Annotated in this window: 10 protein-coding genes and 2 pseudogenes; 5 read left to right on the top strand and 7 right to left on the bottom strand. The window is 67.2% G+C overall.

Annotation, left to right across the window (positions count from 1 at the left end; genetic code table 11):
• The first annotated feature begins 2 nt into the window (after positions 1–2).
• A complete protein-coding gene (locus EET10_RS20700; protein ID WP_063467426.1) occupies positions 3–1,175 on the top strand; it encodes an ABC transporter ATP-binding protein in 1,173 nt (390 codons plus the stop codon).
• Positions 1,176–1,342: 167 nt separating this feature from the next.
• Here EET10_RS20700 and corA read toward each other — a convergent pair whose 3' ends face one another.
• Positions 1,343–2,443, bottom strand: a complete 1,101-nt coding sequence (gene corA / locus EET10_RS20695) for a magnesium/cobalt transporter CorA (RefSeq protein WP_036400499.1) — start codon at positions 2,441–2,443, stop codon at positions 1,343–1,345.
• A 184-nt stretch (positions 2,444–2,627) separates the two neighbouring features.
• Here corA and EET10_RS20690 point away from each other — a divergent pair, with 184 nt between their 5' ends.
• Complete coding sequence (locus EET10_RS20690; RefSeq protein ID WP_036400497.1) at positions 2,628–3,617, top strand: malate dehydrogenase; 990 nt, start codon at positions 2,628–2,630, stop codon at positions 3,615–3,617.
• A gap of 37 nt (positions 3,618–3,654) precedes the next feature.
• Here the strand turns inward: EET10_RS20690 and EET10_RS20685 are convergent.
• A pseudogene (locus EET10_RS20685) lies at positions 3,655–4,817 on the bottom strand (PE family protein); the annotation flags it as partial.
• Positions 4,818–5,033: 216 nt separating this feature from the next.
• Between EET10_RS20685 and EET10_RS20680 the strand changes: the two are divergent.
• Complete coding sequence (locus EET10_RS20680) at positions 5,034–6,215, top strand: NAD(P)-dependent malic enzyme (RefSeq protein WP_063467425.1); 1,182 nt, start codon at positions 5,034–5,036, stop codon at positions 6,213–6,215.
• Positions 6,212–7,063, top strand: coding sequence for a glycine betaine ABC transporter substrate-binding protein (locus EET10_RS20675; protein WP_036400490.1), 852 nt, complete (start codon positions 6,212–6,214; stop codon positions 7,061–7,063). Before EET10_RS20680 ends, EET10_RS20675 begins: the two co-directional genes overlap by 4 nt.
• A 127-nt stretch (positions 7,064–7,190) precedes the next feature.
• On the opposite strand, the gene EET10_RS20670 is transcribed toward EET10_RS20675, so the two are convergent.
• On the bottom strand, positions 7,191–8,024 hold the full coding sequence (locus EET10_RS20670; RefSeq protein ID WP_036400487.1) for an SDR family NAD(P)-dependent oxidoreductase: 834 nt from the start codon (positions 8,022–8,024) through the stop codon (positions 7,191–7,193).
• Positions 8,025–8,275: 251 nt separating this feature from the next.
• Here EET10_RS20670 and EET10_RS31755 point away from each other — a divergent pair, with 251 nt between their 5' ends.
• On the top strand, positions 8,276–10,018 hold the full coding sequence (locus tag EET10_RS31755) for a PE family protein (protein ID WP_122502447.1): 1,743 nt from the start codon (positions 8,276–8,278) through the stop codon (positions 10,016–10,018).
• Positions 10,019–10,178: 160 nt separating this feature from the next.
• Here the strand turns inward: EET10_RS31755 and EET10_RS20660 are convergent, their stop codons facing one another.
• From EET10_RS20660 to EET10_RS32415, 4 genes and pseudogenes are all read right to left on the bottom strand, one after another.
• A complete protein-coding gene (locus tag EET10_RS20660; RefSeq protein ID WP_122502446.1) occupies positions 10,179–13,877 on the bottom strand; it encodes a multifunctional oxoglutarate decarboxylase/oxoglutarate dehydrogenase thiamine pyrophosphate-binding subunit/dihydrolipoyllysine-residue succinyltransferase subunit in 3,699 nt (1,232 codons plus the stop codon).
• 181 nt (positions 13,878–14,058) lie between these two features.
• Positions 14,059–14,814, bottom strand: a complete 756-nt coding sequence (locus tag EET10_RS20655) for a hypothetical protein (protein ID WP_036400484.1) — start codon at positions 14,812–14,814, stop codon at positions 14,059–14,061.
• A 492-nt stretch (positions 14,815–15,306) separates the two neighbouring features.
• Complete coding sequence (locus EET10_RS20650) at positions 15,307–16,260, bottom strand: PE family protein (RefSeq protein WP_425461713.1); 954 nt, start codon at positions 16,258–16,260, stop codon at positions 15,307–15,309.
• An 80-nt stretch (positions 16,261–16,340) separates the two neighbouring features.
• Positions 16,341–17,512: pseudogene (locus tag EET10_RS32415) on the bottom strand (PPE family protein).
• Between the last annotated feature and the right edge of the window lie 542 nt (positions 17,513–18,054).

The following is an 18,054-nucleotide window of genomic DNA, read 5'->3' as shown; positions in this document are numbered from 1 at the left end:
CAATGGCCGAGATCGTGCTCGAGCACGTCAGCAAGAATTACCCCAACGGCGCGATGGCGGTAGACGACCTTTGCCTCACCATCGCCGACGGCGAATTCCTTATTCTGGTCGGGCCGTCCGGCTGCGGCAAGACCACCACACTGAACATGATTGCCGGACTTGAGGATATCTCCTCGGGAGAACTGCGCATCGATGGTCAACGGGTCAATGAGAAGGCGCCCAAAGACCGCGATATCGCCATGGTGTTCCAGTCGTATGCGCTGTATCCGCATATGACCGTGCGGCAGAATATCGCATTTCCGTTGACCCTGGCGAAGATGAAGAAGGCCGACATCGCGCAGAAGGTTTCCGAGACGGCCAAAATCCTTGACCTGACCGACCTTCTGGATCGCAAGCCCTCGCAGCTGTCGGGCGGGCAGCGTCAGCGGGTCGCGATGGGCCGAGCGATCGTGCGGCATCCCAAGGCTTTTCTGATGGACGAGCCGCTGTCTAATCTGGACGCCAAACTGCGGGTGCAGATGCGCGGCGAGATAGCGCGGTTGCAGAAGAGGCTGGGCACCACCACCGTCTACGTCACCCATGACCAGACTGAAGCCATGACGCTGGGTGATCGGGTGGTGGTGATGCACGGCGGCGTTGCACAGCAGATTGGCACTCCCACAGAGCTTTACGAGCACCCGGCCAATGTCTTCGTGGCGGGCTTCATCGGCTCACCGACAATGAATTTCTTTCCCGCGACTCTGACGTCGATCGGGCTGACCGTGCCCTTCGGTGAGGTGACACTGACACCGGACGTGCAGCAGCTGATTGCCGCCCGCGCGAAATCCGAGAACGTGATCGTCGGCGTGCGACCCGAGCACATTCAGGACGCCGCGGTCATCGATGCCTACCAACGCATCAAGGCGCTGACCTTCCAGGTCAGCGTCGACTTGGTCGAATCGTTGGGGGCGGACAAATACGTCTACTTCACCACCTCGGCGCCCGCCGTCCACTCGGCGCAGCTGGATGAGCTGGAGGCGCAGGGGGAAATGCGCGAAAACCAGTTTGCAGCAAGGGTTTCCGCGGAATCGAAGGCGGCGATCGGGCAGCTGCTCGAGTTGGCTTTCGACACCACCAAGCTGGCCGTCTTCGACGCCGACTCGGGGGTCAACCTGACGGTCCCCGCTGCCCAGTGATCCCACCGGTTGGCTGCGGGGCATCGAGTGTGCGTCCTTGGCGTCCAACGTGCATCCAGGGCGGCGGAATCGCGAGCACACCGCCGTGGACGCACACTCGGCGCCGCGGACGCACACTCGACGCCACGGACGCACAGTCGATGCCGCCGACGCACACTCGGCGCCCGTCAGAGCCAGTTCCGGTTGCGGAAACTGAGGTAAAGGACCAGGCAGACGACGACCATGCTGCTGATCACCGCCGGGTAACCCCACCTCGAGTCCAATTCCGGCATGAAGTGGAAGTTCATGCCGTAGATGCCGGCGATCATGGTCGGCACCGCGATGATGCCGGCCCAAGCCGAGATCTTGCGCATGTCGGAGTTCTGTTGCATGCCGACCCGGGCCAGCGCTGCCTGCACCAGCGAGTTGAGCATGTCGTCGTAGCTGGCGATCTGCTCAGCGGCCTCCGTCTGGTGGTCGGCGACGTCGCGCAGGTAACGCCGGACTTCCTTGGAGATCAGGTCCTTGTTCTCGGTCTGCATTCGCTGGAACGCGGTCGACAGCGGGTTGACGCAGCGGCGCAGCTCGAGCACTTCGCGCTTGAGCAGGTAGATCGGTTCGACGTCCAGCTTGCTACCGGGCGCGAAGGCAACTTCCTCGATGCTGTCGATGTCGGTTTCGATCAGCGACGTGACCGCCAGGTAATGGTCGACGACGTAGTCGGCGATGGCGTGCATCACCGCGTACGGCCCCAGCCGCAGGTGTTGGGGATCGGCGTCCATCCGCTTGCGCACATCCGACAGTCCGCCGTGTTCCCCATGCCTGACCGTGATGACGAAGTCATCGCCGACGAAGATCATGATCTCGCCGGTTTCGACGATCTCGCGGGCGAGCACCACCGAGTCGTGCGGGACGTAGTTGACGGTCTTCAGCACGAGGACCAGTGCCTCGTCGTAGCGCTCCAGTTTGGGCCGCTGGTGGGCGTGCACGGCGTCCTCGACCGCCAGCGGGTGCAGCCCGAAAACGTCTGCGACGTCTTGCATCTGGTGATGGTTGGGCTCGTGCAGCCCGATCCACACGAAGGCCTGTTCGCCGCCCGCTTCCCGCTCGCGCACTTCCCGCACGGCTTCGGTGTAGGCGTACTTGCCGGGCATCCGCCGGCCGTCGACGTAGACACCGCAATCAACCAACGCCTGCGCTGTGGGACTAGGCGTGGGATGGACGTGCTGCGGCCGTGATCGCGCAACCGTCCTCAGCGATTCGGGCAGTGCGTCAAATCCCTGAAACATCCTCAGTCTCCGATCGCAGCGCAGGTCTGACCGGGCGGTGGTCCATGCTACGCCGTTTTGCCACGTCAACGTGGTAGCAGCGGTGTCGGCGCGGGTCCGGAGATTTCCGGTGGGGCCGGTGCGCTAGTTTCGACCCGACACCCCAACCCTGTTAAGCAGATTTCTCCACAAGGAGCGAACCGACGTGAGCGCAAGTCCCCTCAAGGTCGCCGTCACCGGTGCTGCCGGCCAGATCGGCTACAGCCTGTTGTTCCGCCTGGCCAGCGGCTCGCTGCTGGGTCCCGACCGCCCGATCGAACTGCGGCTGCTCGAGATCGAGCCGGCGCTCAAGGCGCTCGAGGGTGTGGTGATGGAACTCGACGACTGCGCGTTCCCCTTGCTGGCCGGCGTCGAAATCGGCGCAGACGCCAACAAGATCTTCGACGGCGTGAATCTGGCCCTGCTCGTCGGCGCTCGCCCGCGCACCAAGGGCATGGAGCGCGGCGACCTGCTCGAGGCCAACGGCGCCATCTTCACCGCGCAGGGCAAGGCTCTCAACGAGGTCGCCGCTGCCGACGTCCGGATCGGCGTCACCGGGAACCCGGCCAACACCAACGCGCTGATCGCGATGAGCAATGCCCCCGACATTCCGCGCGAGCGTTTCACCGCGCTGACCCGTCTCGACCACAACCGGGCGATCTCGCAGCTCGCCAAGAAGACCGGCGTGAAAGTCACCGACATCACGAAGATGACGATCTGGGGCAACCACTCGGCCACCCAGTACCCCGACGTGTTCCACGCCGAAATCGGCGGCAAGAACGCGGCCGAGGTGGTGGGCGACCAGACCTGGATCGAGCACGACTTCATCCCGACCGTCGCCAAACGGGGCGCAGCTGTCATCGAAGCGCGTGGGGCATCCTCGGCCGCCTCGGCCGCCTCGGCCACCATCGACGCCGCCCGCGACTGGCTGCTGGGCAGCCCCGACGGTGACTGGGTGTCGATGGCGGTATTGTCCGACGGTTCCTACGGCGTCCCGGAGGGGTTGATCTCGTCGTTCCCGGTGACTACCAAGGACGGCGATTGGACGATCGTTCAGGGCTTGGAGATCGACGAGTTCTCCCGCGGCCGCATCGACAAATCGACTGCCGAGCTGGCTGACGAACGCAGCGCGGTCACCGAACTCGGCCTGATCTAAGCAAGTTTTCCCGCCGGCCGTCCAATCATCCCGTGTGGCCGGGGGTGCCGGGCGTTCCCGGTCCGTCCGTTCCGCCGGCCGCGCCGTTGGAGCCGTGCAAGGACCCCGTCCCGTGGAGGCCGCCCGCGCCGCCATTGCCGCCAGTGCCGCCGGCACCGGCAGCGCCGCCGGCGCCGCTCGCGCCTGGGCTGCCCGAGTGGCCGAGCAGTCCGCCGGCACCGGCAGCGCCGCCGGCGCCTCCGTTACCGCCGTCGCCGCCGGCGCCTCCGTTACCGCCGTCGCCGAACATCAAACCGCCGTGTCCTCCGGCGCCACCGATGCCTCCGCTGGTGGCCGGTGAGCCGGCCACACCATGACCGCCCTTGCCGCCGGAGCCGCCGGAGCCGGCGGCCACGCCGTTGCCGCCGGCCCCGCCGTTGCCTCCGGCGGCGCCGGCGCCACCGTTACCCCCGTGACCGCCCTGCCCCCCGTTGTAGGCGCTACCTCCCGGTGTGACGATGGCGTCGCCACCGGCTCCCCCGTTGCCGGCGGCCCCGCCCGTCCCTCCATTGCCGCCGGGCGCATAGGCGCCGCCGTTACCGCCGTCGCCACCGTTACCGCCCATGACTGTTCCGCCGGGGATGGTGGCGTACCCGCTGCCGCCATACCCAACAGCATCCCGCCGGGTCCGCCGTTGCCGCCGGTCTGGCCCGGGCCGCCGGTCCCGCCGATCCCGCCATTGCCGATCACCCCGGCCGCACCGCCGTTGCCGCCGTCCTGGCCGGGACCGCCCGCGCCGCCGTTGCCGCCGTTGCCGTAGCGCAGCCCGCCCGGCGCGCCGTTCTGTCCCGGCCCGCCGTCGGCGCCATTGCCGATCAGGGGCCGCCCCAGCAGGGCCTGGGTGGGCGCATTGATGACGTCGAGCAGGGTCTGCTCGACGTTGATGGCTTCGGCACCCGCGTACGCGCCCGCATTGGTGTTCAGGGCCTGCGCAAACCGGTCGTGACACACTGCCGCCTGGGCAGCCAGCGTCTGATAGGCCTGGCCGTGCGCTCCGAATACCGCGGCGATCTGTGTCGACGCCTCGTCGGCGCCCGCGGCCAGCATCTGGGTCGTGGTGGCCGCCACGACCGTGTTGGCCGTGTTGATCATCGAGCCAATGCTCGCCAAATCGGTAGCTGCCGCTGCCATCAGTTCCGGCGCTGCGATCAGCATCGACATCTGCCGTCTTCCTCTCAGATAGGGGATCAGATAGGGGACGAATTTCGCGCCGGTCGGCTACGACCGAGCCGTCCTGCAGCAGTGCAGATCGTATTAAGAGCTGACGCAAGTCCAGCGCTTCGCGCCGAAAATCGGCTCGGCGCGCGTCGTGCTTACTGGCCGCCGAACCGCACGGCCCAGGAGTGGAAGCCGGGCCGGGCACAGTACCCTGATGCGGTGCCAGGAATCGTGCCGCCACCGATCGTCATCGGAAACGACGAGATTTTCGAGGCCCACGCAGCGGGGAAGCTTTCGGTAGCGCTGAAGGCGCCGCTGGACACCCAGCGGGCTCTGTCGATCGCCTATACCCCGGGCGTGGCGCAGGTCAGCCGTGCGATCGCCGCCGATCGGACCTTGGCTGCGCGCTACACCTGGGCCAACCGGCTGGTGGCCGTCGTCAGCGATGGCAGCGCGGTACTCGGCCTCGGTGACATCGGACCCGCGGCCTCGCTGCCGGTGATGGAGGGCAAGTGCGCCCTGTTCCAGGCCTACGGTGGGCTGAACGCGATCCCGATCGTGCTGGACACCAAAGATCCCGACGAGATCGTCGAAACCCTGGTGCGGCTGCGGCCGACGTTCGGCGCCTGCAACCTCGAGGACATCTCCGCGCCCCGCTGCTTCGAGATCGAGCGACGGCTCATCGAGGCGCTGGACTGCCCGGTGATGCACGACGACCAGCACGGCACGGCGATCGTCGTACTGGCCGCGCTGATGGGCGCCACCAAGTTGCTCGGCCGCGACATGTCCTCGCTGCGGGTGGTGGTGTCGGGTGCCGGGGCCGCGGGTGTCGCGTGCACGAACCTTCTTCTGGCCATGGGTGTTTCGGACATCACGGTGCTCGACTCGCGCGGCATCCTGCACACCGGGCGCGACGACATGAACGGCGTCAAGGTCGATCTGGCGCACCGCACCAATCCCGACGGTCTCACCGGCGGCCTGGTCGAGGCGCTCGACGGGGCCGACGTCTTCCTCGGGGTGTCGGCGGGCGTGGTCCCCGAGGAGTTGATTGCCACCATGGCGGCCGACGGGATCGTGTTCGCGCTGTCCAACCCGGACCCCGAAATCCATCCCGAGGTTGCGGCCAAGTATGCGGCGGTGGTGGCCACGGGCCGCAGCGATTTTCCCAACCAGATCAACAATGTGCTCGCCTTCCCCGGGGTGTTTCGCGGCGCGCTGGACGCCGGTGCGTGCCAAATCACCGAAAAGATGATGGTGGCCGCGGCCGAGGCGATCTACTCCGTCGTCAGCGACGACCTTGCCCTCGACCGGATCGTTCCCAGCCCACTGGACCTGCGCGTCGGGGATGCGGTGGCCAAGGCGGTGGCTCTCGCGGTCGAGCCCTCAGACACCGCGGGGTGAGGATCGGCAGGCTGGCCCCGCTGCTACTCGCGGTCGTGTTCGCTATGGCCGGCTGCGCGCCCGGCGCCGGCAATCGCCCGGCGGAGTTGGTGGTCGGATCGCAGCCTGACAGCGAATCGATGCTGCTGGCCGACATCTATGTGGCCGCGTTGCGGTCGTACGGTTTTGCCGCGCGAGGCGAAACCGCCGCCGATCCGATGGCGAAACTGGACTCCGGGGCCTTCGCCGTCGTGCCGGTATTCACCGGCCAGGTGTTGCAGAGCTTGCAGCCCGGCGCGTCGGCCCTTTCCGACAAGCCCGTCTACCAAGCGATGATCGCCGCGCTGCCCGAGGGTGTGGCCGCCGGCGACTACACCACCGCGGCCGAAGACAAGCCCGCGCTGGTGGTGACGCCGGCGACCTCGACGGCCTGGGGCGGTAGCGAACTGGACCTGTTGCCACGCCACTGTGACGGGCTGGTCATCGGGATGGTCACCGGCGCGCACCCGCCGGCAGCGGTGGGATCGTGCCGGCTACCGGCGCCGCGTGAATTCCCGGATGACGCAACGATGTTGGCGGCGCTGCGGGCAGGACAGCTGACCGCGGCCTGGACCACCACCGCCAACCCCGCGAATCCCACCGATCTCGTGGTGCTGAACGACGGTAAGGACGCGCTGATCCGGGCCGAGAACGTGGTGCCGCTGTATCGCCGCAACACGCTGACTGATCGGCAACGGCTGGCCATCAACGAGGTGTCCGGCGTGCTGGACACCGCCGCCCTGGTCGAGATGCGCCGCCAGGTGGCCGGCGGAGCCGACCCGCAGGCGGTGGCTGCCGCGTGGCTGGGCGAGCACCCGCTGGGCCGTTGAACATCGCGGGCATCGAGCCTGCGGCCTGAGCACCGATCCTGCGGCCAGAGGCGGCCTGAGCGACCAAAATGCGCGGTGAGCGCAGGCTCGATGCCGACGCTACAGACTCGATGCCGACGCCCGAGGGTCAGCGGTGCGGCGCCGGGATCAGCTTGCCGAATAGCGGCATGAACAGCCGCTGATATCCCGAACCGGTCAGGCGCACCACCACGTCCAACACCTTGGCGTCCGGCCCGACGAGCACCCGCGCTTTGTTCTTGCGTACCGCGTCGAGAATGACCTTGGCGGCCCGCTCCGGGCTGGTACGCGCCGCCCGCTTGTCGAACAACGTGGCCAGTTCGGCCGCATCGAGCCCCTCGGCGGCGGTGGCGTTACGGGCGATCGCGGTCTTGATGCCGCCCGGGTGGACGGTGGTCACCCCGACCGGATGGCCGGCCAGGATCATCTCCTGACGCAGCGCCTCGGTGAAGCCGCGGACGGCGAATTTCGCCGCGTTGTAGGCCGCCTGCCCGGCGCAGGAGAACAATCCGAACACGCTGGAGATGTTGATGACGTGGCCGTCGCCGGAGGCGATCAGGTACGGCAGGAATGCCTTGGTGCCGTTGAGGACACCTCCGAAATCGACGTCCATCACCCGGTCGATGTCCTTGAACTCGCAGACCTCGATGTCGCCGGTGTGGCCGATGCCGGCGTTGTTGTAGATCTGGTTCACCTTGCCGAAGTGCTCGTTGACGGCGTCGGCGTAGGCCAGGACGGCCTCGCGTTCGGTAACGTCGAGCCGGTCCGCCTTGACCGGCGCGCCGATCGCCTTGAGCATTTCCTCGGTCTGCGCAAGTCCGTCGGTGTCGACGTCGCTGATCGCCAGGCTGGCGCCGGAGCGGCCCAGCTCGAGGGCCAACGCCCGCCCGATGCCCGATCCCGCGCCGGTCACCACGGCGATCTTCCCCGCGAACCCCTCCATGAGCGCCCTCCCTTGTCCGAAGCTCAGCGTCGAGGTTAGCCGGTACCGGTGGTCCGAGGTATCGGCGGGTGGGGTTCACGCGTGCCCGATTCCGACCCCCGTTTTCCGTCGCTCCTGCACATCATCGTGAGCGTTTTTCCCGAGGTTTACCCAGCTGACCGAGTATTGCAACGAAGCCGCTGATTCATGGGCTCCGCGCGGATACGCTTCGGTCACTGAGTGGCAATTCGGGTTCGGCAAGAGGAGGCGCGATGTCCTTCGTGATCGCGGTGCCGGATGCGCTGGCCGTAGCGGCGGCGGGTGTGCACGATATCGGTTCAGTGATCGGCGCGGCCAACTCTGCGGCGGCGGCGTTGACCACGACGGTGCTACCGGCGGCCGCCGACGAGGTCTCGACGGCGATCGCGGGATTGTTCGGCGCCCACGGCCGGGCCTATCAGGAGCTCAGCGCGCAGGCGGCGGTATTTCAGCAGCGGTTTGCGCAGGCTATGTTGGGTGGTGCGGCCGCCTACGCCGGTGCCGAGGCGGCCAATGCCAATCCGTTGCAGGCCGTCGAAGAAAACGTGCTGGCGGCGATCAACGCACCCACCCAGGCGCTACTCGGGCGCCCGCTGATCGGCGACGGCGCCAACGGGACCGCGGCGAATCCCGACGGGGGAGCCGGCGGCTTGCTGTTGGGCAACGGCGGTGCGGGGTTCAGCCAGACGGCCAACGGCGTCGCCGGCGGCAATGGCGGGGATGCCGGATTCTTCGGCAGTGGCGGCGCCGGCGGGGGCGGTGGTGCCGGCGCCAACGGCGGTCACGGTGGCAGCGGCGGGGTGCTCTACGGCAACGGCGGGGCCGGCGGGGCGGGCGGGGCGGCGCTCGTGGGCGTCAATTCCGGCACCGCCGGCGCCGGTGGCGCTGGCGGCAGCGCCGTGCTCTTCGGTAACGGTGGCGCCGGCGGGCTGGGCGGCGCGGGTCTCACCGGTGTCAGCGCCGTGACTCCCGACAACGGCACCGCCGCGACGGGCAGCGCCGCGCTGACCTCCCCGAACGTCGGCGGCCCCGGTGGGAACGGCGTCAACGGGACGCTGGGCCAGATCGGCGGCACCGGTGGGGCGGGGGCAGCCAACAACTTCGGCGGCTCATCTTTTGAACACGACTCGGCCGGCGGCGCCGGGGGCATCGGTGGCGTCGGAGGTGTCGGCACCGACGCCGGCGTAGCGGGGGCGGGAGGCACCGGCGGCACCGGCGGGGTCGGGGGAAACGCCGGGTTGCTGTTCGGTAGCGGAGGGGCCGGTGGACAGGGCGGCGCCGGTGGCGCGGGCGGTGGCGGTGGCATCGCCGCGAACGGTGGCGTGGGCGGTGCCGGCGGTGCCGCCGAAGCTCGCGCCGACACTATCGCCGTCACCGCGGTCGGCGGCGGCGGAGGTGCCGGTGGCGTGGGGGGCGTGGGTGGCACCGGCGGTACCGGCGGCAACGGAGGTGTTGGGGGCAGCGGCGGTCGTGGCGGGATGCTGTTCGGCGACGGCGGAGCCGCCGGTACCGGCGGCAGGGGTGGTGTGGGCGGCTCCGGCGGCCTGGGAGGCGACGGCGGCCTCGGCGGTGTCGGCGGAGATTCATATGCGATCTACAAGTTCGATGGAGAACTATCGATCAGCGGCAATGGCGGTGCCGGGGGCAGCGGCGGTGTCGGCGGTACGGGCGGCAACGGGGGCGCCGGCGGTGCCGCGGGCGCGGTGGGGCAGGGAGGACTGTTCGGCCAGGCGGGACTCAGCGGCAGCACCGGCGTGGGCGGCACCGGCGGCGTGGGCGGAGACGGCGGCACCGGCGGCAACGGCAAAGCGGCTGGTATCGCGACCGCCGGATCGGCCTCCATCATCATCCAGGGTGGCCCCGGGGGCGGTGGTAGCGGCGGCGGTGGCGGGGCCGGCGGCGCGGGCGGCTCTGGTTCAACCGCAGGTGCTATGGGCAACAACGGCGCTACAGGCGATGCCGGCGGGTCGGGCTAGGCCCGTTTCGCGTTGCGCACCCCACGAGCGTGCGCAGAATGCCGCTCGGCGTGTGCGTCTACAGACACGCACGCTCGCGGGCTATGCGGCGCAATTCAAATGCCTGACTCCTCCTCACGCCGCTGCGCGGCGCGCATCGTCACGCATCGTCGTCAGGCGGTCAGGCGAACGCCGTGTCGAGGATCTCCTGCTGCTCGACGGCATGTACCTTCGACGAGCCCGACGACGGCGCCGACATCGCCCGGCGCGAAATCCGCTTGAGTCCGGTCAGCTTGTCGGGCAACAACTCCGGCAGCTCCAGGCCGAACCGCGGCCACGCGCCCTGATTGGCCGGCTCCTCCTGCACCCAGGAGAATTCGGTGGCATTGGCGTAGCGGTCCAGCGTCTCGTTGAGACGGCGTTTTGGTAGCGGGGCCAGCTGCTCGATGCGCACAATCGCGATGTCGTCGCGGTTGTCCTTGCCCTTGCGTGCGGCCAGCTCGTAATAGATCTTGCCGCTGGTCAGCAGGATCCTGCGGACCTTGCTGCGATCGCCGATGCCGTCTTCGTAGGTGGGTTCCTCCAATACCGAACGGAACTTGATCTCGGTGAAGTCCTTGATGTCGCTGACTGCTGCCTTGTTGCGCAGCATGGACTTCGGCGTGAACACGATCAGCGGGCGCATGATCCCGTCCAGAGCGTGCCGGCGCAACAGGTGGAAGTAGTTGGACGGGGTCGACGGCACCGCGATCGTCATCGACCCTTCCGCCCACAGCTGCAGGAAGCGCTCGATGCGACCGGAGGTGTGGTCGGGCCCCTGTCCCTCGTGTCCGTGCGGCAGCAGCAGGACCACATTGGACAATTGGCCCCACTTGGCCTCGCCGGAGCTGATGAATTCGTCGATGATCGACTGTGCGCCGTTGACGAAGTCGCCGAACTGCGCCTCCCACAGCACCAAGGCATCCGGGTTGCCCACGGTGTAGCCGTATTCGAAGCCGACGGCGGCGTATTCCGACAACGGCGAGTCGTAGACCAGGAACTTGCCGCCGGTGGGGGTGCCGTCCTTGTTGGTGGCCAGCAGCTGCAGCGGCCAGAACTCCTTACCGGTATTGCGGTCGATGATCACCGAATGCCGTTGGGAGAACGTGCCGCGGCGGGTGTCCTGCCCGGACAGCCGCACCAGCTTGCCCTCGGCCACCAGCGACCCCAACGCCAGCAGTTCGGCGAACGCCCAGTCGATCTTGCCTTCGTAGGCCATTTCCCGGCGCTTTTCCAGCACCGGTTGGACGCGCGGATGCGGGGTGAACCCGTCGGGGAAGGCCAGGAACGCATCGCCGATGCGGGCCAGCAGCGCCTTGTCCACCGCGGTGGCCAGGCCGCGTGGAACCTGCTGCTCGGACTCCACCGACATGCTCGGCTGCACGGCGTGTTTCTCCAGCTCGCGGACCTCGTTGAAGACCCGCTCCAGCTGGCCCTGGTAGTCGCGCAGCGCGTCCTCGGCTTCCTTGAGCGAGATGTCGCCGCGGCCGATCAGGGCTTCGGTGTAGCTCTTGCGGGCCCCGCGCTTGGTGTCGACGACGTCGTACATGTAGGGGTTGGTCATCGACGGGTCGTCGCCCTCGTTGTGCCCGCGGCGCCGGTAGCACAGCATGTCGATGACGACGTCCTTGTGGAATTGTTGCCGGAAGTCCACGGCCAGCCGCGCGACCCACTCGCACGCCTCCGGGTCGTCGCCGTTGACGTGGAAGATCGGCGCGCCGATCATCTTGGCGACGTCGGTGCAGTACTCGCTGGACCGCGAATACTCCGGCGCGGTGGTGAAACCGATCTGGTTGTTGACGATGATGTGGATGGTCCCGCCGACCCGGTAGCCGGGCAGATTGGTCAGGTTCAACGTCTCGGCCACCACACCCTGGCCGGCGAAGGCGGCGTCACCGTGCAGCATCATCGGCACCACCGAGAAGCGCTGATCGCCGTCGGAGTCCAGCAGATCCTGCTTGGCCCGCACCAGGCCCTCCAGCACCGGGTCGACGGCCTCCAGGTGCGACGGGTTGGCGGTCAGCGACACCTGAATGTCGTTGTCGCCGAACATCTGCAGGTACACCCCGGTGGCGCCGAGGTGGTACTTGACGTCGCCGGAGCCGTGTGCCTGCGACGGGTTCAGGTTGCCCTCGAACTCGGTGAAGATCTGCGAGTACGGCTTGCCGACGATGTTGGCCAGCACGTTGAGCCGGCCGCGGTGCGGCATTCCGATGACCACCTCGTCGAGGCCGTGCTCGGCGCACTGGTCGATCGCCGCGTCCATCATCGGGATCACGCTTTCGGCGCCCTCCAGCGAGAACCGTTTCTGCCCGACGTACTTGGTCTGCAGGAACGTTTCGAACGCCTCGGCGGCGTTAAGCTTGCTCAGGATGTATTTCTGTTGGGCCACAGTCGGTTTGACGTGTTTGGCCTCGACCCGCTGCTGCAGCCACTGCTGTTGTTCGGGTTCGAGGATGTGGGTGTACTCCACGCCGACGTGGCGGCAGTAGGCGTCGCGCAGTATCGAGAGCACGTCGCGCAGCTTCATGTAGGGCGATCCGCCGAAGCAGCCGTCGACCTTGAACAACCGGTCGAGGTCCCACAGCGTGAGCCCATGGGAGCACACGTCGAGGTCGGGGTGGCTGCGGAACCGGGTCTTGTCCAGCCGCAGCGGGTCGATGTCGGCCATCAGGTGGCCGCGGTTGCGGTAGGCGGCAATGAGTTCGATGACCCGGGGGTTCTTGTCGACGATCGAGTCCGGGTTGTCGGGGCGCCAGCGCACCGGCAGGTAGGGGATGCCCAGTTCCCGGAAGATCTCGTCCCAGAAGTCGTCGGCGAGCAGCATCCGGTGGATGGTGCGCAGGAAGTCCCCGGATTCCGCGCCCTGGATGATGCGGTGGTCGTAGGTCGACGTCAGCGTGATCAGTTTACCGATGCCCAGTTCCGCGATGCGCTCCTGGCTGGCCCCCTGAAATTCGGCCGGGTATTCCATGGCGCCGACGCCGATGATGGCGCCTTGCCCGGCCATCAGCCGCGGCACCGAGTGCACGGTGCCGATGGTGCCGGGGTTGGTCAGCGAAATCGTCACGCCGGCAAAGTCGTCGGCGGTCAGCTTGCCGTCCCGGGCGCGGCGCACGATGTCTTCATACGCGGTGACGAACTGGGCGAATCGCATGGTCTCGCACCGCTTGATGCCGGCCACCACCAGCGAGCGCTTGCCGTCTTTGCCCTGCAGGTCGATCGCCAGGCCCAGATTGGTATGCGCCGGGGTGACGACGTTCGGCTTGCCGTCGACCTCGGCGTAATGGCGGTTCATGTTGGGGAACTGCTTGACCGCTTGCACCAGCGCATAGCCCAGCAGGTGGGTGAACGAGATCTTGCCGCCGCGATTTCGCTTGAGCTGGTTGTTGATGACGATCCGGTTGTCGATCAACAGCTTGGCCGGGACGGCGCGGACACTGGTCGCGGTCGGCACGTCCAGCGAGGCCGACATGTTCTTGACGACGGCCGCGGCGGCCCCGCGCAGCACCTGCAGTTCGTCGCCCTCGGCCGGCGGCGGGGCAGCGGCCTTGGTTGGAGCAGCGCCGGGCGCCGCGGTGGGTAAGCCGTTGCCGGCGGCTCCGGTGCCGGCCGGCTCTGCGGCGGGTTTTGCCGCGGGCCGCACGGGCTCGGCCGGCGGGGCGATCGTCGCGGGCTGATTGTCGGCGGGCGCCGGGGCGCTCTGCGCCGGCTCGGGGTTGTAGTCAACCAGGAACTCGTGCCAGCTCGGATCGACCGAGGAGGGGTCGTCGCGGAACTTGCGGTACATCTCCTCGACCAGCCATTCGTTTTGCCCGAACGGTGAACTTATGTTGGCCACGGCCGCTGCTCGCCTCGATTCTCTGCTTTTGACATCCTGCAAGCGCCGTGGCGCGACGCCTGCGATCCTTGTCCGCCCCGGCTGATGGGGCACTGCACACCCTTGGCGGTCGGGAACGCTGCCGCCTCATAAAGGCTAACGCTTTGCTGGCGATTCGCCAGAGACACCGGCCAGCCGCCCGCTAGCTGGCGTCCCGAACGGTCGGCAGTACGTACAGGGTGACCGGCCAGCGAGCCGGCGGCGCGCCGAACGCCGACCGCGCATTGCGCACCAGCTTCTTGCCCACCAGTCGGTTGCCGATGGCGCCGATAACGGCGCCGATGCCGACCGGCAACAGCTTGCCGAACATCAGCGCCCCCCGCTTCAGCGCGAACCTCTTGGCGAAATACTTGAACATCCGGGTGTTGAACTTCGACACCGCCGGAAGCGGCAGCGACGCAACGCTTTCCGAGACCCAGCCGCCGCTGGTTCGTCCCGAACCCATCAGTTCGGCCACCGCGTTCTTGCTGCTGTCGCCGACCAGCACCGCCAGCACCAGGGCACGACGCCGTTCCCGGTGGTCGAGCGGAATACCGTAGACCGACGCCAGTGCCAGCACCAGTAGCGCGGTGGCCTCCAGAAACACCGCGGTCTCGCCCGCGGCCGCCAGCAACGCGGCGAGGGTGCCGATTCCGGGCAAGGTGGCGACCATACCTATGGCGGCCCCGCTGGCCGTCACGGCGGCGACGAAGCGCTTCTCGATCTTGGCGACGATCTCGGCCGGGCTGGCAGCCGGGTGTGCTCGACGCAGCCGGGCTACGTAGGCCGTCGCCGCCGGGGCCTGGATATGCGAGCTGCGTTCGATGACCTGTGCCAAAGCCCGCGAGGACGCTTTGGGCCGGCCGGTGCCGGCCGGTTGCTCGTCAGGGTCAGACCTCTTATTTCGTCGAGCGCTCATGTTGCCTCTCCTGAGAACGGCGTACCTTCAGGCTAACCCGGATGCTTCGCGGGTTTGACGTGGTGGCCTGATCGGTTCGGATTGTGGTTCGCGATTCTGATTTTTGGGTTGCGGACGACGCGGCAGGGGCCGGTTAAGCGGGTTCAATGGGTCCTGGCCGGCATCGGGCGGTCCCACCGAGCGGGGCTCAAACGCCTTTGACAACCCGCCGGCCAGTGCCCCGCTCGTAGCCGGTCAACAGCACCAACGCCCGACACAGCACCGGTTGCGCGGCCGCCAGTGACAGCCCCGGTGATACACAGTGGCTTGTCGCTGGCTTGTCGCTGGCTTGTCGCTGGCTTGTCGCTGGCTTGTCAGCCGCGTTCACACCACAATTTTGCGTTAACGCAATCCGTCACCCAGCTCGGGTAAGCCTGGGGCTGGCATGCCCGTGCCTGCTGGCTTGAGGACTCAGGAACAGGTGAAGGCGGGGTCGGGTGCTGGAGGAGGTGATTAGGCAGGTTTCGGTGTGCTGTCCGCCGGCGATGCACCGTGCTTGCCCGGCCTCCCAAACAGCATGCCGCCCTCGCCGCCTGCGCCTCCGGTGCCGCCATCCGCACCGTTGCCGCCAGCTCCGCCATTACCGAATAGGTAAGCGTCGCCGCCGCTGCCGCCATTGCCGCCCAGGCTGCCGTGACCGCCGCCCGCACTGCCGTTTCCGCCGTTGCCGCCGTTGCCACAAAGCCACCCACCGTTGCCCCCGTTTCCACCTGAGCCGCCGGGCATACCGTCGCCGGTACCGTTGCCGCCGTCGCCGCCGGCGCCGCCGTTTCCGATGAGTCCGGCTGCTCCGCCGTTGCCGCCGTTGCCGCCGCTGCCTCCCGTCGCAGCCGCGGTGCCGCCGATTCCCCCTGCGCCGCCGTTGCCGACCAGCAGTCCGCCCTGGCCGCCGTTGCCGCCGTGGGCGCCGGCTCCGCCGTTGCCGCCGTTGCCGCCGTGGCCGAAGAGTCCGGCTGCTCCGCCGTTGCCGCCGTTTTGGCCTGCTGCCCCGGATCCGCCGTTGCCGCCGTTGCCCCACAGCCATCCGCCGGCGCCGCCGTTTTGTCCGGTGCCATTGAGCCCGTTGGCGCCGTTGCCGATGATCTCGCGCCCGACGAGCCATTCGCTGTCGGCGTTGGCGGTCTTGAGCGCATTCTGGGCGGCGTTGTCGATCTCGGTGGCCAAATACTTCAATGAGCTACCGTTGAGCAGGTCGACAAACTGCTGGTGAAGCCATTCATAGTCGTGGCTGAATGTCTGCCAGACCTGGCCCTGCCTGGTGAGTACGGCGGCCATCGCCGTCGAAAGCTCGTCGGCGCCGGCGGGCAGGATCGCGGTGGTCGGGGTGGCCGCGGCGGCGCTAGCCTCGCTAAATGCGGATCCGATACCGGCCACATCCGTTGCGGCGCATTCCAATGCCTGCGGCATGATGGTCACAAATGACACAGCTCATCCTCCTGGGGTTTGCCAATGTCGTTGTCGGGCAACGGATGCCCACCGCTTTCGGATTATCCGATGCCAGCTCGCGGAATCACGCTGTGCGGGATGGCCAACGCCGCCGCGGCGACGCCGACGCCGCCGCGGGTGGTTACCTCGCTGGGCGTCGCTGCAGCCGATCCCGCGGCCCGAGGCGCCATGGGCATCATCGGAACACCATCGGCCGGTGGGGTTGGTTGGGTCATGGGGGCAGGGGTTGGCGTGGATCCAAGTCCTTGCACTGCCGAACTGGAAAGTCCGCTGGGCACCGACCCTGGCCAGGTCGGTGGTACCGATACCGCGCCCACGCCGTGGGCCTGACCCAAGGTCGCCGACATCGCTGCGCCCGGTATCGCGGCGCCGCCAAGTCCTGTCATGGCCCTAGCGGCGATGCCGCCAACAACCGGCGCAGCCGAGGATGCCGCAGCGGTGGCTGCATTTCCCAATCCGGCTGCGCCCAATCCTGCGGTGGCTCCGCGTGCATTTGACATCGCCATCATCAATGGCGACATCATGAAGCTGGCCGGATACATTCCTAATTCGGCCATCGACAACAATGACGATGCCGGCAGGTCTGAAAACACGTCCGAAACCGTGTTGAATAGCGGGCCCAGCGGATCGATGATGGGTGGGGTGACGGGCGGGAACCAGGGTTGAGCCGCTGTAGCGCCTACCAGTTCAGCCGGCGGTGCGCTCAAGTGAGACAATGTAGATGCCAGGGTCACTACCTTGGCGTGGTAGCTGACCATGGCGGCGACATCTTGGGCCCACATTTCAGCATACACATTTTCGGTCGTGGCGATCGCCGGCGCATTTGGCCTAAGAAATTCGTGTTTACCAGCGTTGCGAGCAATATTCGATTCGCTGCCACCGCCGCTGGATGAACAGTTGCCGCAAACGCCGATTCGTAGGCGGCCGCTGCCCCCCGAGTCTGACCTGAAGACAACTGCGCGTGCGCGGCGGCCGGGGTCAACCATCCCGTCAGCGGAGCTGCAGCCGCCGCCATGGACAACGAAGCTGGTCCGCCCCACTGCCCATGGACCAGCCCGGATATCACCGACTGAAACGACGACGCCGTCGCCTGCAGATCCTGGGCCAACCGCTGCCAGGCAGCGGCTGCCGCATGCAATGATCCCGACCCGGCGCCCGAATACATCCGAGCCGAATTAATCTCCGGCGGCAACCACGAGAAGTGGAAGAACATGTTGCACCCTTCTACTGGCGGTATGTCACGTTCAAGAAGTTCAAGAAGATAGAATTGGCCTTATTGGAATCATCGCGGACCTTTGGTTCGGGTGACGATAATTCAGTTTCGACTCCATAAGCATGAAACAAACGCATTCGGGGGATTCTAGGATGCTGCCGCTGGAAATAAATGATCTACGAGAATGATGCTGCTAACCGCTAGCCGATTTCCTGAAATCTCACAAGTCAAGTGCGACAGCTGAATTGAGCCTGGCTCTTGCCGGAAAGACTCTCTCGCAGCAAGCCGGAGATATCAAACACAAAAATCTATCACTCAATAACTAATGTCTATGGATATGGTGGGCGTGGTTGTGTCGATTTTTACAGCGGTCGTGGTTCTGGCCTCGCTCGGCGGGTTCGGCGGGTCCCTTGGCCCGGTTCGTCGCGTCCGGCGGCGCTGGTGGGCTGTCGGCCAGTCGATTGAGAGTCGAGGTAACGCGGTGGTCACGCGCACCGCACCTTGCTTCGTTCAAAGCGCGCCATCACATCGGAGTGAAACGC

Origin of the sequence: Mycobacterium pseudokansasii (genome assembly GCF_900566075.1) — a bacterium.
GTDB lineage: Bacteria > Actinomycetota > Actinomycetes > Mycobacteriales > Mycobacteriaceae > Mycobacterium > Mycobacterium pseudokansasii.
The sequence above is the reverse complement of the archived record's forward strand: the minus strand, read 5'-3'. Positions and strand labels throughout refer to the sequence as shown.